This window comes from Psychrobacter pygoscelis (assembly GCF_004335015.1).
GTDB lineage: Bacteria > Pseudomonadota > Gammaproteobacteria > Pseudomonadales > Moraxellaceae > Psychrobacter > Psychrobacter pygoscelis.
In genome coordinates, this window is the sequence record NZ_RQRU01000001.1 from 1085368 (window position 1) to 1099988 (window position 14621).

Annotated in this window: 11 protein-coding genes and 1 tRNA gene; all 12 read right to left on the reverse strand. The window is 43.6% G+C overall.

The annotated features are described in order from the left end of the window. Positions 1-23: 23 nt before the first annotated feature. The 12 genes from rpoB to rpsL all read right to left on the reverse strand — a co-directional run bounded on the left by rpoB (position 24) and on the right by rpsL (position 14547). Positions 24-4133 (reverse strand): DNA-directed RNA polymerase subunit beta, encoded by a 4110-nt coding sequence (gene rpoB, locus EGV92_RS04250; protein WP_131667942.1) that lies wholly within the window; start codon positions 4131-4133, stop codon positions 24-26. Positions 4134-5126: 993 nt separating this feature from the next. Continuing rightward, a complete protein-coding gene (gene rplL / locus EGV92_RS04255; RefSeq protein ID WP_131667943.1) occupies positions 5127-5504 on the reverse strand; it encodes a 50S ribosomal protein L7/L12 in 378 nt (125 codons plus the stop codon). Between the two features lie 98 nt (positions 5505-5602). Then, on the reverse strand, positions 5603-6130 hold the full coding sequence (gene rplJ, locus EGV92_RS04260) for a 50S ribosomal protein L10 (RefSeq protein ID WP_131667944.1): 528 nt from the start codon (positions 6128-6130) through the stop codon (positions 5603-5605). A 449-nt stretch (positions 6131-6579) separates the two neighbouring features. Further along, positions 6580-7281: a 50S ribosomal protein L1 gene (gene rplA / locus EGV92_RS04265; protein WP_131667945.1), complete on the reverse strand. Its 702-nt coding sequence runs from the start codon at positions 7279-7281 to the stop codon at positions 6580-6582. Continuing rightward, entirely contained in the window at positions 7282-7713 is a 432-nt protein-coding gene (gene rplK / locus EGV92_RS04270) for a 50S ribosomal protein L11 (RefSeq protein ID WP_131667946.1), read from the reverse strand. It lies immediately after the preceding gene. Between the two features lie 133 nt (positions 7714-7846). Further along, positions 7847-8377: a transcription termination/antitermination protein NusG gene (gene nusG, locus EGV92_RS04275; RefSeq protein WP_131667947.1), complete on the reverse strand. Its 531-nt coding sequence runs from the start codon at positions 8375-8377 to the stop codon at positions 7847-7849. 35 nt (positions 8378-8412) lie between these two features. Next, entirely contained in the window at positions 8413-8895 is a 483-nt protein-coding gene (gene secE / locus EGV92_RS04280) for a preprotein translocase subunit SecE (RefSeq protein WP_131667948.1), read from the reverse strand. A gap of 50 nt (positions 8896-8945) precedes the next feature. Next, positions 8946-9021 (reverse strand) — tRNA-Trp (locus EGV92_RS04285). A gap of 453 nt (positions 9022-9474) precedes the next feature. Next, the gene (gene tuf, locus EGV92_RS04290; protein WP_131667949.1) at positions 9475-10665 is read right to left on the reverse strand and encodes an elongation factor Tu; all 1191 of its coding nucleotides are present in this window, start codon (positions 10663-10665) and stop codon (positions 9475-9477) included. 263 nt (positions 10666-10928) lie between these two features. Next, the gene (gene fusA, locus EGV92_RS04295; protein ID WP_131667950.1) at positions 10929-13055 is read right to left on the reverse strand and encodes an elongation factor G; all 2127 of its coding nucleotides are present in this window, start codon (positions 13053-13055) and stop codon (positions 10929-10931) included. A gap of 457 nt (positions 13056-13512) precedes the next feature. After that, positions 13513-13986 (reverse strand): 30S ribosomal protein S7, encoded by a 474-nt coding sequence (gene rpsG, locus EGV92_RS04300; protein WP_131667951.1) that lies wholly within the window; start codon positions 13984-13986, stop codon positions 13513-13515. 186 nt (positions 13987-14172) lie between these two features. Next, positions 14173-14547 carry a 30S ribosomal protein S12 gene (gene rpsL / locus EGV92_RS04305; RefSeq protein WP_025646352.1) on the reverse strand — a complete coding sequence of 125 codons (375 nt, stop codon included), beginning with the start codon at positions 14545-14547 and terminating at the stop codon, positions 14173-14175. Positions 14548-14621: the final 74 nt, after the last annotated feature.

Genomic DNA, 14621 nt, shown 5'->3' on the forward strand with positions numbered 1-14621 from the left:
AATGCCAGTTGGTAGATAGCCAATTAGTCGTTGGTTTCTTTTAGCTCAATATTAATACCCAGTGATTTGATTTCTTTAGTCAATACATTGAATGACTCAGGCATTCCTGGATCCATGTATTGCTCGCCGTCGACGATATTTTTGTACATACGCGTTCGGCCTTCCACGTCGTCCGACTTCACAGTCAGCATCTCTTGCAAGGTATACGTCGCACCATAAGCTTCTAGTGCCCAGACCTCCATCTCACCGAAGCGCTGACCACCAAACTGAGCTTTACCACCCAGCGGCTGCTGAGTCACTAGCGAGTAAGAACCAGTAGAACGCGCATGCATTTTGTCATCGACCAAGTGGTTCAATTTGAGCATATACATGTAACCAACGGTTACCTGACGATCAAACTTCTGACCAGTACGACCATCATACAAGGTCTGCTGACCATGGCGAGCTAGACCAGCAAGCTCAAGCAAGTCTTTGATTTGGCTCTCTTTAGCACCATCAAATACCGCAGTACCCATTGGTACACCGCCACGAAGGTTGCCCGCTAATGCCAAGATATCGTCGTCGCTCAAGCTGTCTAAATCAACCTGCTCACCGCCGACCTTGTTGTAGATTTTGTCCAAGAATTCACGCAGCTCTTTCACTGCCGCTTGGGCTTTGAGCATCTGATCTATCTTCTCACCAAGACCTTTTGCTGCCATACCCAAGTGAGTCTCTAGTACCTGACCGATGTTCATTCGCGATGGAACACCAAGTGGGTTCAAGACGATGTCGACAGGATTACCATTTTCATCATAAGGCATGTCTTCTACTGGCATAATGCGTGAAACCACACCTTTGTTACCATGACGACCGGCCATCTTATCACCAGGCTGAATACGACGCTTAACAGCTAGATAAACCTTAACGATTTTTTGCACACCGTGTTGCAAGTCATCACCAGCACTAAGCTTACGTTTTTTCTCAGCAAATTTACTATCAATATCTTTTTGCTTATCAGATAAGAATTCAGCGATCTGAGTTAGGCGCTCAGCGATGTCCTCTTCGACAGGCTGGATATCAAGTAAGGTCTCAAGATTCATGTCTTTCATATCATCTAGAGCCATTACCGTACCTGCTTTTAGACCAGCACCACCACTTACTTTTTGACCATCAAGTAAGTTACTGATACGGCTACGAGCAGCCTCTTCAAAAATACGAAGCTCTTCTTTTAAATCTTTACGGTAGCTGTCTAACTGAGACTTCTCAATTGCACGGGCGCGCGCATCTTTTTCGACGCCATCACGGGTAAAGACTTGCACGTCAATGACCGTCCCTTTGCTTGATGAAGGCACGCGAAGTGACGTATCTTTCACATCCGCTGCTTTCTCACCAAAGATAGCCCGCAGAAGTTTTTCCTCTGGCGTTAGCTGCGTCTCACCTTTTGGCGTGACTTTACCGACCAAGATATCACCAGCATCCACTTCAGCACCGATGTACACGATACCAGCTTCGTCAAGGTTCGACAGTGCTGCTTCACCAACGTTTGGAATATCAGCAGTAATCTCTTCGGTACCAAGCTTGGTATCACGAGCCACACAAGTAAGCTCTTGAATATGAATAGTAGTAAAGCGATCTTCTTTGACCACACGCTCTGAGAGTAGAATCGAATCCTCAAAGTTGTAACCATTCCATGGCATGAAGGCCACGCGCATGTTCTGACCAAGCGCAAGCTCACCCAAATCAGTAGATGGGCCATCGGCAAGAATATCACCGACAGCGACTTCGTCACCTTGGTTAACGATAATGCGCTGGTTGATACAAGTGTTCTGGTTAGATCGCGTGTATTTCACTAGGTTATAGATATCAATACCAGCTTCACCCGCTTGCATCTCGTCTTCATTTACACGGATAACGATTCGAGACGCATCAACGTCTTCGATCACGCCGCCACGATTAGCAATGACACAAACACCTGAGTCACGAGCCACGTGACGCTCCATACCCGTACCTACTAGTGGCTTATCAGCACGCAGTGTTGGTACAGCCTGACGCTGCATGTTTGAGCCCATCAAGGCACGGTTAGCATCATCATGCTCAAGGAATGGAATCAAGCTGGCAGCCACTGAAACTACCTGACGCGGTGACACATCCATATGCGTCACTTTATCTCGTGGCATACGTACGAATTCACCATGGCTTCGAACACTGACCATATCGTCAACAAGCTCACCTTGCTCATTCATTGGCGAATCCGCCTGAGCAATCACAGTACCGACTTCTTCAATAGCAGATAGATACTCAATATCGTCAGTAACTTTACCGTCGATGACCTTACGATAAGGGGTCTCAAGGAAACCGAAGCTGTTGGTCTTCGCGAATACCGCTAATGAGTTGATGAGACCAATGTTTGGACCCTCTGGTGTTTCAATCGGACAAACACGGCCGTAATGGGTGTCATGAACGTCACGAACCTCAAAGCCTGCACGCTCACGCGTTAGACCACCTGGACCTAGTGCAGAGACACGACGCTTATGGGTAATCTCAGACAATGGATTGTTCTGATCCATAAACTGTGACAACTGGCTCGAACCAAAGAATTCTTTGACCGCAGCAGCCACGGGCTTAGAGTTAATCAAATCTTGCGGCGATAAGTTATCAGATTCCGCTGAGCTTAAACGCTCTTTGACCGCGCGCTCAACACGTACAAGGCCTACACGGAACTGGTTCTCTGCCATCTCACCTACTGAACGAATGCGGCGGTTACCCAAGTGATCGATATCATCGACATCACCGCGACCATTACGAATCTCAATCAGCTCTTTGAGCACATTGATGATATCGTCATTAGTCAACACGCTACGCTCACGTTGAACGTCTGGATCATCAGTATTTTCAAACGGCAAACCAAGGCGACGGTTGAACTTCATACGACCGACGTTAGATAAGTCATAACGGTCGGCGTTAAAGAACATGCTATCAAATAGCTTTTCAGCCGTTTCGACCGTTGGTGGCTCACCTGGACGCATGACTTTATAGATTTCGATCAAGGCCTCTTCGCGGCTAGAGGTACTATCGGCGCGCAAAGTATCTGCGATATAAGTACCATGATCAATATCATTGGTGAAAAGAATACTGAACTCTTTGACCTCATTCTCGCTTAACTTAACGAGCAACTCATGATCAATAAGGGTATTGGCACGAGCGATGACCTCATCATCAATAATGATATCTTCAGCCAGAATGCGCTCATATAAGTACTCATCCGGTACAGCTAGCTTGGTCATTCCTGCTTCTTCGATCTGGCGAATGCGGCGAGCATTAATGCGTTTGCCTTGCTCAACCAAGACATCACCTTCTGGTGAGACAATGTCAAACTGTGCCATCTCGCCACGCAGACGATCGGCAATCAAGTCGATCTCAAACTGCTCTTCACCTTTATATACTGACACTGTATCAAAGAAGATGTCTAAAATTTCAGCAGTATCTAAACCAAGAGCGCGCAAGATAATAGAGGCTAATAACTTACGACGACGGTCAATACGCGCAAATACCAAATCTTTAGCATCGAATTCAAAGTCTAACCATGAGCCACGGTAAGGAATGATACGAGCGTTATAAAGAACTTTACCACTAGAGTGTGACTTACCTTTATCATGATCAAAGAACACACCTGGTGAGCGGTGCAATTGTGAGACGATGACACGCTCAGTACCATTGATAATAAAGGTACCGTTATTGGTCATCAGTGGCATTTCGCCCATATAGACGCTTTGCTCACGAATGTCTTTAATTGCCGCTTTACTGTCTTTGTCTTTGCTATCTTTATCTTTGATCACCAAGCGAATTTTAACGCGAAGCGGTGCAGCGAATGTTGAGCCACGAAGGATACATTCACGCTCATCGAATTCTGGCGTACCTAGATAGTACTCAACAAATTGTAGCTCAGCATTACCTGAGTGACTTTCGATAGGAAAGATAGACGAAAAAGCTGCTTGGAGTCCGGTGTTATCACGACCCTTTGGCTTTTTATGCTCTTGCAAAAATTGCTGATAAGAGTCCACCTGAATGGCCAAAAGGTATGGAATGTCCATCACATTTGGCAACTGGGCAAAGCTTTTGCGAATACGCTTTTTTTCAGTATAAGAATATGCCATCGAGAGTCCTTACAGTAGACGGGGAAACAAATTGAAATCGTCATCAAAATATCTTAAATAAGATATTTAATAACGGGAACGAAATTATTGAGACGATGCTGCCTAATTACTGGTCGATAATCATGAATCGACATTACTAGTAGATAATTGCTTATCTTTACTCACTAAATAGTTAACTCACAAACTACATAAGTCATTAAGTGCTAATATTTACTTATTTTAAAAATCACTGACGCCACAATCACTAACATTACTGATTCTACAGTTATTGCTCTTTGCTGTTGATGCGTATCAAAATAACCGCTACTCACTAAATTAACCACTTGTCTGTCTAAATGATCTACAGCTCTGCTTGTTAGTGACCTACCCTTATTAGTGATGCTGATTACTCATTTACTAAGATATTTCTCTTCGGTTACTATTTCATAACAACTTTTTTCTGATACACTACTCTTAACTAAGAATAGTCACCTTAATAAGACGAACTGTTTGCAGCTACTTGGATAGCAATACCATTGTCTTAATAAGCGTTGGCTAAGAAAAGACAGAATCAATAAAAATAAATCGATTAAATTTCAATAATGAACGTAGTGGACAGTGTAAATTGCGTATCTCAGTCTTTATCTGAGTCATTAGACGTTAGAGAATCTCACAGCATAAGAACAAAAGAACCAAATATATTGCAAGTTTGTTCAATCTTAAGATTGAGCACGAAAAAATGCCAAACACCCTATGATGTCTAGCTACTCATTATTGTATTTTCTCAATTAGCGTGAGTACGAGCATGTATATCGTCTGTCCTTTTGAAGAGTATCCACCGACGTGAATCAAACCACAGCTGCTTAAGCCATACTAAGGCGAGCTGAAGCAAATTTAGCTATGCTAAGTTATCTTGAAGCCATTCAGGCAGACACAAAAGGTCAAGACAGGGATTATAATAAAAAAAAGCCAGCAATGCAAGGCACTGCTGACTTTTTTAACGCAATATTAAACTTATTTAAGTTCAACAGTAGCGCCAGCTTCTTCAAGCTTAGTTTTAAGCTCTTCTGCTTCAGCTTTGTTAGCGCCTTCTTTGATTGGGGCTGGAGCGCCTTCAACCAATTCTTTCGCTTCTTTAAGGCCAAGGCCAGTAGCTTCACGAACCGCTTTAATAACAGCGACTTTCTTCTCACCAAAGCTGGCAAGAATAACGTCAAACTCGTCTTTTTCTTCAGCGGCAGCAGCGCCACCTTCAGCAGCAGCTGGTGCAGCAGCAACAGCAGCAGCAGCAGTTACGCCGAACTTTTCTTCCATGTCGCTGATAAGCTCAACGATATCCATTACTGACATTTCAGCGATTGCGTTTAACACATCTTCTTTAGATAGTGCCATGAGAACTCTCCGTTATCTGATAATTAATTTAGTAAAATAAAGCGTTACGGCGACTAATTAAGCGCTACGTAATCGCTCTAAAGTAGTTAGCTTAATAATTAAGCCGCTTCTTTTGCGTCTTTGACTGCTGCTACAGTGCGGACAAACTTGCTTGGGACTTCGTTCAAAGTCTGAGCAAGCTTGGTCACTGGTGCTTTCATGGTCGCCATCAAGATAGACAATGCTTCGTCTCTTGTTGGGAGCTTTGAGACACGCTCAAGCTCATTAGGACCAAACAGTTCACCACCGACTGAGACCAATTTGGTTTCAAGGACTTTGTGCTCTTTGCTAAAGTCGAAAACGACTCTGGCAGCAGAACCCAAATCTTCCATTGAAAAAGCCAATAATAATGGACCAGTCATACTGTCTGACATGCACTCAAACTTAGTGCCTTCAAAAGCGCGTTTTGCAAGGGTGTTTTTTACCACTTTTAAAACAACGCCTTTTTCACGTGCACGGTTACGTAGCTCAGTCATCTGAGATACTTCCATGCCATGATATTCGGCAGCTATCGCTGAGTACGCATTCGCAGCAACTTCAGACACTTCAGCCACAACTTTTTGTTTCTGTTCTAGCGTTAATGCCATTAGTTGACTCCTTAATCTTATCAATTGATCTGCACCACCAAGGTAGCTGTAGACAATTGACTTGATACGACATGCTACTAGTACCAGCCCATCTTGCGACTAACTGGTCTAATAGCGACTAATTACGGCACCATTATCAGAATGACGTCGAATGTGGCTCATATCAATAAAACTACTGATACTCTCACTTTCTCATGTCTAAACTTTTATGGGTCACCGTCTGCGTAGGCCAATTAAAACTTGCGTCTTAAATCGATTAACAAAGCGACTCAAAGGAGTAATACAATTAGCCCGTTTTGAGCAAACTTCTACCTACGGTCTTAGACAGCACAGCGCTTAATAAAGCTCGGCTATGCTGACCTAATTTTTAAAATAATTTTGCTTCAGTTGGAAGTCATTTAAGCAATATGCTAAGAAATAACTCCAACCTATAAAGCGACTAATCTGCTCTACTTAGCCATACGATATGGAACAGGATCGATGGTGATACCTGGGCCCATAGTGCTAGATAAAGTGATTTTCTTAATGAATACACCTTTAGAGGTCGCAGGCTTAGCACGCTTAAGATCACTGATGAGTGCTTTTGCGTTTTGGATAACCTGATCAGCAGTGAAGCCGACTTGACCAATAGTAGTATGGATAATACCCGCTTTGTCAACACGATATGTCGCTTGACCTGCTTTAGTATTAGTCACGGCTTCTGCAACGTTTGGCGTTACTGTACCGACTTTAGGGTTAGGCATAAGACCGCGTGGGCCTAAAATTGTACCTAACTGACCAACAACACGCATAGCGTCAGGGGCAGCGATAACCACATCAAAGTCCATGTTACCGGCTTTGATTTGCTCTGCTAGATCATCCATACCAACGATGTCAGCACCTGCTTCTTTGGCGGCTTCAGCAGCAGCACCTTGAGCAAATACAGCAACGCGTTTGGTTTTACCAGTACCCGCAGGTAAGTTGGTAGCACCACGAACGACTTGGTCAGATTTACGTGGGTCAACACCAAGGTTGATCGCGATATCGATAGATTCTTTGAAGTTAGCAGCAGGAATAGAGTTAAGAATCTCTACGGCTTCTTCAAGTGTATAAAGCTTTTCACGCTCAACACGCTCTTGAATAGCTTTTTGACGTTTGGTTAGCTTAGCCATTTACACACCCTCCACGGTAATACCCATTGAACGAGCAGTACCAGCGATAGTACGAACAGCAGCGTCCATATCCGCAGCGGTTAAATCTGCATTTTTAGTTTGAACGATTTCTTCTAACTGCGCACGGGTTACTTTACCAACTTTTTTCACATTAGGCTCGCCTGAACCTTTAGCAATACCAGCAGCTTTACGAAGTAAAAATGCAGCTGGTGGTGACTTCATGATAAATGTAAATGATTTATCAGCGAAGACAGTGATTTCAGTTGGGATTGGTAGACCTGGTTCCATGCTGGCAGTCGCGGCGTTAAATTCTTTACAGAACGCCATGATGTTCACACCTTTTTGACCCAATGCTGGACCAATTGGTGGTGAAGGGTTTGCTTTACCAGCAGGCACTTGTAGTTTGATGTAGCCATCAATCTTCTTAGCCATGATTCTCTCCTTAATGGGTGATAACGCCAGTTACTCAGTCCCGCATAAAAAATAACGCCTCTATAAAGAGGCTAACTTAATAAAGTTATTTTATAGCGAGCTTAGTAACGCAAGCTCCCCGGTTTGTAGATGTTTAGTCAAGTTTTTCGACTTTACTAAACTCCAGCTCGACCTGAGTAGGTCTATTAAATACATTAACAGTCAATTGTAGCTTAGACTTCTCATAGTCCACTTTTTCTACCAACCCTTTAAAGTCGGTGAATGGACCATCGATAACCAGCAACTCTTCGCCTGGCTCGAATAGTGTCTTAGGACGTGGTACAGCTTCAGTTTGTTGCAGACGATTTAAGATACGATCTGCCTCAACTTGGGTAATCGGTGCAGGATGCTCTGGTGTACCACCAATAAAGCCCATAATACGGGGACATTCATTGACGATGTGCCAAGTATCATCATTCATCTCCATTTGGATCAATACGTATCCGGGGAAGAATTTTCGCTCACTCTTACGCTTCTTGCCGTCTTTCATTTCGACGACTTCTTCGGTTGGTACTAATACCTCACCGAAAGACTCTGCGAAGTCACTACGATTAATACGCTCTGTAAGTGAGCGCTGCACTTGTTTCTCATATCCAGAAAACGCTTGGACAATATACCAACGCATGTGTCGCTCCTAAAAGAGGGATTAATCCAGTCAAGTTAACCGATGAATAACCCAACAAACCAATTAAAAAAGTTGTCCAATAACCAGACAATAAAGCCAACAATAGCAATAACCACGATAACCTGCCATGTATAAGTAAAGGTTTCGTCCTTACTTGGCCATGTCACGCGGCGTAGCTCAACAGCAGCATCTTTGATCAATATCTTGAAAGCCCTACCCTGATGGGTAAAAGCCAAGCATACCAGAGCAACGATGACTAATAAGACAATAAGCCCGATACGGACCCAAACATCATTAGCAGGTTGCCAATATCCTGGTAGATATTGATTTACCAAAGTTGCGCCAATTAAAGCAGCAAAAGCAGCCAGCCAAAGTATAATATCTTTAGCTGAACTGGTCTTTGCGACGTCTACTGCCGAACTGTCGGTTACTGGTTTCTGTTTTTTACTAAGCAGACTTCCTGCCGTCACCTTAGCATCAGATAACTTTGACTCGAGGTTATCTTGATTGTTGCTCATAGAGAACTCGCTTCGGGAAGGTAGAAGTACAGTAAGATCTTAAAAATATATGGCAGGCGATGTAGGACTCGAACCTACAACCCTCGGTTTTGGAGACCGATGCTCTACCAATTGAGCCAATCGCCTATAGGTATTAAGGGTGATAATTATACAAGTTTTTGCTTAGAATGCAAGTTTTAGCAGTGAGTTTTCTTAAATCAATAGGTTTTAGATACAATTATACAAGTTTACCCGTCTTTTCTTCCCTACTTCAATACAAATATTCCACTTTTATGCCTCTATTTAGACTTTTTTTATTTTTCATGTCTCTTATATCTCAGTGGCGCTCTATTAAATATTCTCTCTAATATTTTAAGGCAATAACAGAGATTATCAGCCTCCTCTGTTTCTACCTTACCTATCTTATATAGGACTAGCTAAATAAAAGGCATTATCATATGTTGATACTGAAACAACCGACTCACTATTAAGATTAACTGTACCCATAAAAAAACCGTCCTCAAAGAGAACGGTTTTTAGTACTAATGCTAGTCATTTATTATAGCTATTCAGTCATAGCTACTTAAATGAATAAGCAGATTAGTCCTTAACAGTTGATACTACACCAGCACCTACAGTTCGGCCACCTTCACGAATAGCGAAGCGAAGACCTTTGTCCATAGCGATTGGGTGGATAAGCTCTACGCTCATCTCAACGTTATCACCTGGCATTACCATTTCAGTACCTTCTTGTAGCTGGATTGCACCAGTTACGTCAGTAGTACGGAAGTAGAACTGTGGACGATAGCCGTTTAGGAATGGGGTGTGACGACCACCTTCTTCTTTTGATAGTACGTATACTTCAGCGTCAAACTTAGTATGCGGGGTGATTGAGCCTGGCTTAGCCAATACTTGACCACGCTGAACGTCTTCACGCTTAGTACCACGTAGTAGTACACCACAGTTTTCGCCCGCACGACCTTCGTCTAGAAGCTTACGGAACATCTCGATACCAGTACACGTGGTTTTTTGCGTGTCACGGATACCAACGATTTCGATCTCGTCACCAACTTTAACGATACCAGACTCAACACGGCCAGTTACAACAGTACCACGACCAGAGATTGAGAATACGTCTTCGATAGGCATCAAGAATGGCTTGTCTACATCACGCTCTGGCTCTGGGATGTAGCTGTCTAGGGTTTCTAGTAGTTCGATTACCGCTGGCTCACCGTATTTGCCATCGTTGCCGTTTAGGGCTTCAAGGGCAGAACCTTTGATGATAGGGGTGTCATCACCTGGGAAGTCGTAGTCTGATAGTAACTCACGTACTTCCATTTCTACTAGCTCTAGTAGCTCTTCGTCATCAACCATGTCACATTTGTTCATGAAGACGATGATGTATGGTACGCCAACCTGACGTGATAGCAAGATGTGCTCACGAGTTTGTGGCATTGGGCCATCAGTAGCTGATACTACTAGAATAGCGCCGTCCATCTGCGCTGCACCAGTGATCATATTTTTAACATAGTCAGCATGGCCTGGGCAGTCAACGTGAGCGTAGTGACGTGATTCAGTGTCATACTCAATGTGTGAGGTGTTGATGGTAATACCACGGGCTTTTTCTTCAGGTGCTGAGTCAATAGACGCATAGTCTTTGGCTTCGCCGCCAGAAGTTTTTGCCGCTACGGTTGCAATCGCAGCCGTTAGTGTGGTTTTACCGTGGTCAACGTGACCGATAGTACCAACGTTGACGTGTGGCTTGTTTCGTTCAAACTTGGCCTTTGCCATGGGTGTATCCTCTTGTTATCTAAGATCCAGTAAGCTTGGTCATAAGATGCTATTAGCATTAACTATGAGGCTTACTCAATCAATTTAAAATAAATAATGCAAATCATTTATTGCGCTTGCAATCTGTCAAATATTATAAGTAAATCGGCGTCAATAACAAGTGTTTTAACAAGTTATCGACGCAATTAACCAATTTAACAAACCGACCATTTGATCGTTATGATCTGGTACTGCTCTTATTAGAGGCAGAAGTCAATCACATATTACTCGTCATCATCTTTAGAGTTGTACTTAGAGATGATCTCTTCTGAAACTGACTTAGGCACTTCTGCGTACTTCTCAAATTCCATAGAGTAGGTCGCACGGCCTTGAGACATAGAGCGAAGCTGAGTGGCATAGCCAAACATTTCAGCCAATGGAACTTCTGCACGGATCTGTTTAGTACCGCCAGGTAGATCGTCCATACCTTGAACCATACCACGGCGACGGTTTAGATCGCCCATGATATCACCCATGTAGTCTTCTGGAGTTTCTACTTCTACCTTCATTACTGGCTCAAGTAGCGCAGGGTTAGCTGCTAAGAAGCCTTTTTTGAAGGCGATAGAACCCGCCATCTTAAACGATAGCTCGTCCGAATCCACGTCATGGTAAGAACCGTCATATAGAGTAGCTTTAATACCTACTGCAGGATAGCCGGCCAAGACACCGTTTTTCATACGCTCTTGAATACCTTTGTCGACCGCACCGTGGAACTCTTTTGGTACCACACCGCCGACGATTTTTTCTTCAAATTCGTACTCAACATCGCCTGCTGGATCTAGTGGCTCAAGTCTCAACCAAACGTGACCAAACTTACCACGACCACCAGTCTGACGCACAAACTTACCTTCTTGCTCTACCGTGTTACGGATAGTCTCACGATAAGCAACCTGAGGCTGACCGATATTTGCATCGACCTTAAACTCACGTTTCATACGATCTACAAGGATCTCTAAGTGAAGCTCACCCATACCACTGATGATGGTCTGACCAGATTCTTCATCAGTATGAACACGGAATGAAGGATCTTCTTTTGCCAAGCGGCCTAGTGCTACTGACATTTTTTCTTGGTCAGCTTTGGTCTTAGGCTCAACAGCTAGAGAAATAACTGGATCTGGGAATTCCATACGCTCAAGAGTAATGACATTATTTTCATCACATAGCGTGTCACCAGTAGTCACATCTTTCATGCCCACTAGAGCAGCGATGTCACCAGCACGAATTTCAGCAAGCTCTTCTTGAGAGTTGGCATGCATCTGAACGATACGGCCTACACGCTCACGCTTCATCTTAACTGGGTTATAAACACTTTCACCCTGCTTGATTACACCAGAATAAACACGAACGAAGGTTAAGTTACCCACGTATTTGTCATTCATGATTTTGAAGGCTAGCGCTGAGAATGGCGCTTCATCAGAAGCTTCACGAGTCGCTTCCGTCTCATCTTTGTCATCCAAGATACCGCGAATAGCAGGTACTTCTTCAGGGCTTGGAAGATAGCGGATTACCGCGTCTAGCATTTTCTGAACGCCTTTGTTTTTAAAGGCAGTACCACAAAGCATTGGGATAATTTCGTTAGCAATAGTACGCTCACGAATAGCATCATGAATCTGATCTTCAGTCAGCTCTTCGCCTTCTAGATAAGCATTCATTAGCTCTTCGTTAGCTTCAGCAGCGACTTCTACTAACTGGCTACGGTATTCAGCGGCTTTGTCCTGAAGCTCTGCTGGGATTTCGCGCTCTTCAAACTGCATACCCTGAGAAGCTTCATCCCAATAGATGGCTTTCATGGTTACTAGATCGATAACGCCTTCGAAGTCGTCTTCTTTACCGATTGGAATAACGACTGGTACAGGGTTACCACCTAGACGCGTTTTGATTTGATCAATAACACGGTAGAAGTCAGAGCCAACGCGGTCCATCTTGTTGACGAACGCAAGACGAGGTACTTTGTATTTGTTCGCTTGACGCCAAACAGTCTCAGACTGTGGTTGAACGCCACCAACAGCACAGTAAACCATACAGGCAGCATCAAGAACACGCATTGAACGCTCTACCTCAATGGTAAAGTCAACGTGGCCTGGGGTGTCAATGATATTGATACGATGCTGTGGGAACTGCTGTGCCATTCCTGACCAAAAACAAGTGGTAGCCGCTGAGGTGATAGTAATACCACGCTCTTGCTCTTGCTCCATCCAGTCCATGGTAGCTGCGCCGTCATGAACTTCACCAATCTTATGACTGACGCCTGTATAGAATAAAACACGTTCGGTCGTCGTCGTTTTACCAGCATCAATATGCGCTGAGATACCAATATTACGATAACGCTTGAGGGGAGTTGTACGAGCCATAGTATTTTCCTAATGGAATATCTTATTGTATATAATCTTCACTGAAAGTCTTAACCGTAGACGCACAAGCCGTAGGTAGATAGATAAGAGATAAAGATAAACTGCCAAATAAAAGTGTCAGAATAATTGATTACAGTGACAATTTTATGACGCTTGATATTATCTAAGCTTATTATACATTAGCGCCTGAATCTTAGCATTTGGCGCTTCACTCATCTTTAAGATTACACCGTTATTAAAGCGGCTTAACCTGAGATTATCTTATCTTTTTTAACTGCAATCTAAGGCCTAGTCTAGTTGCTGTGGCCGCGCTGCATTTGTGCTTTCAGCTTTATGATGAATAAATCTAGAGGCTACTAGCAGTGTTGAGACTGCTAATAGCTAAAAAGTAGGCGATAAAAGAAATGCTTAACAACCCATTTTAACCCGGAGTAGGTCAAGATGGGCTACTAATAAATTAGAAACGATAGTGTGAGAATGCTTTGTTAGCATCTGCCATGCGGTGAACTTCGTCACGTTTTTTCATAGCATTACCTTTACCATCCGCGGCATCAGATAACTCACCCGCTAGGCGAAGTGCCATTGACTTTTCAGAGCGCTTAGAAGCAGCTTCTGCAAGCCAACGCATCGCTAGGGCAGTACGACGGGAGGGGCGTACTTCCATAGGGACTTGATAAGTAGCACCACCAACACGGCGGGCTTTTACTTCGACCATAGGGCGAACGTTTTCTAAGACTTCTTCAAAAAACTCTACTGGGTTTTCGATACTGCGTTTTTCAGCAACAGTCTCTAATGCACCGTATACGATACGCTCAGCAGTAGATTTTTTACCATCTAGCATCACATGGTTGATGAATTTAGCGATGGTTTGGCTACCGAATTTTGGATCAGGTAGAATTTCTCGGGCAGCGACGACGCGACGTCTTGGCATAATAAATTTCCTTGTCTTCAGGGATATCTGGCATTCATAGCACTGGAGCGTGATACGACATGGTTACTGTCTTGCTATCAGCCAGCCTTACTGCATGGTGGTATATTGGCACTTAATAGAAGACCACACATTGTAGTAATCCTAAGTAGGCAATACCGAACCCATGCACTATGATGTAATTAATGATTAAGCTTTAGGTTTCTTCGCACCGTATTTAGAGCGACCTTGCTTACGGTCTTTTACGCCGGCACAGTCAAGTGCACCGCGAACGGTGTGATAACGCACACCTGGAAGATCTTTTACACGACCACCGCGGATCAATACCACACTGTGCTCTTGTAAGTTATGACCTTCACCACCGATATAGCTTGACACTTCGTAACCTGAGGTTAGACGAACACGGCAAACTTTACGCATGGCTGAGTTAGGTTTTTTAGGGGTAGTTGTATATACGCGAGTACATACACCACGGCGTTGAGGGCACGCTTGTAACGCAGGAACTTTTGACTTTTCCTTGATGGTTTTGCGACCCTTACGAATCAATTGGTTAGTTGTTGCCATAAGGCATCCTTCTCCCGTTCATTTATAACAAAAAAATGGGTTAAAACATCTATTGATAGGGTAATGTAAATACC

Bases quoted from the DNA above. Each gene is read 5' to 3' on its own strand.
- rpoB (WP_131667942.1), bottom strand. From the start codon at position 4,133: ATGGCATATTCTTATACTGAAAAAAAGCGTATTCGCAAAAGCTTTGCC.
- rplL (WP_131667943.1), bottom strand. From the start codon at position 5,504: ATGGCACTATCTAAAGAAGATGTGTTAAACGCAATCGCTGAAATGTCA.
- rplJ (WP_131667944.1), bottom strand. From the start codon at position 6,130: ATGGCATTAACGCTAGAACAGAAACAAAAAGTTGTGGCTGAAGTGTCT.
- rplA (WP_131667945.1), bottom strand. From the start codon at position 7,281: ATGGCTAAGCTAACCAAACGTCAAAAAGCTATTCAAGAGCGTGTTGAG.
- rplK (WP_131667946.1), bottom strand. From the start codon at position 7,713: ATGGCTAAGAAGATTGATGGCTACATCAAACTACAAGTGCCTGCTGGT.
- nusG (WP_131667947.1), bottom strand. From the start codon at position 8,377: ATGCGTTGGTATATTGTCCAAGCGTTTTCTGGATATGAGAAACAAGTG.
- secE (WP_131667948.1), bottom strand. From the start codon at position 8,895: ATGAGCAACAATCAAGATAACCTCGAGTCAAAGTTATCTGATGCTAAG.
- tuf (WP_131667949.1), bottom strand. From the start codon at position 10,665: ATGGCAAAGGCCAAGTTTGAACGAAACAAGCCACACGTCAACGTTGGT.
- fusA (WP_131667950.1), bottom strand. From the start codon at position 13,055: ATGGCTCGTACAACTCCCCTCAAGCGTTATCGTAATATTGGTATCTCA.
- rpsG (WP_131667951.1), bottom strand. From the start codon at position 13,986: ATGCCAAGACGTCGCGTCGTCGCTGCCCGAGAAATTCTACCTGATCCA.
- rpsL (WP_025646352.1), bottom strand. From the start codon at position 14,547: ATGGCAACAACTAACCAATTGATTCGTAAGGGTCGCAAAACCATCAAG.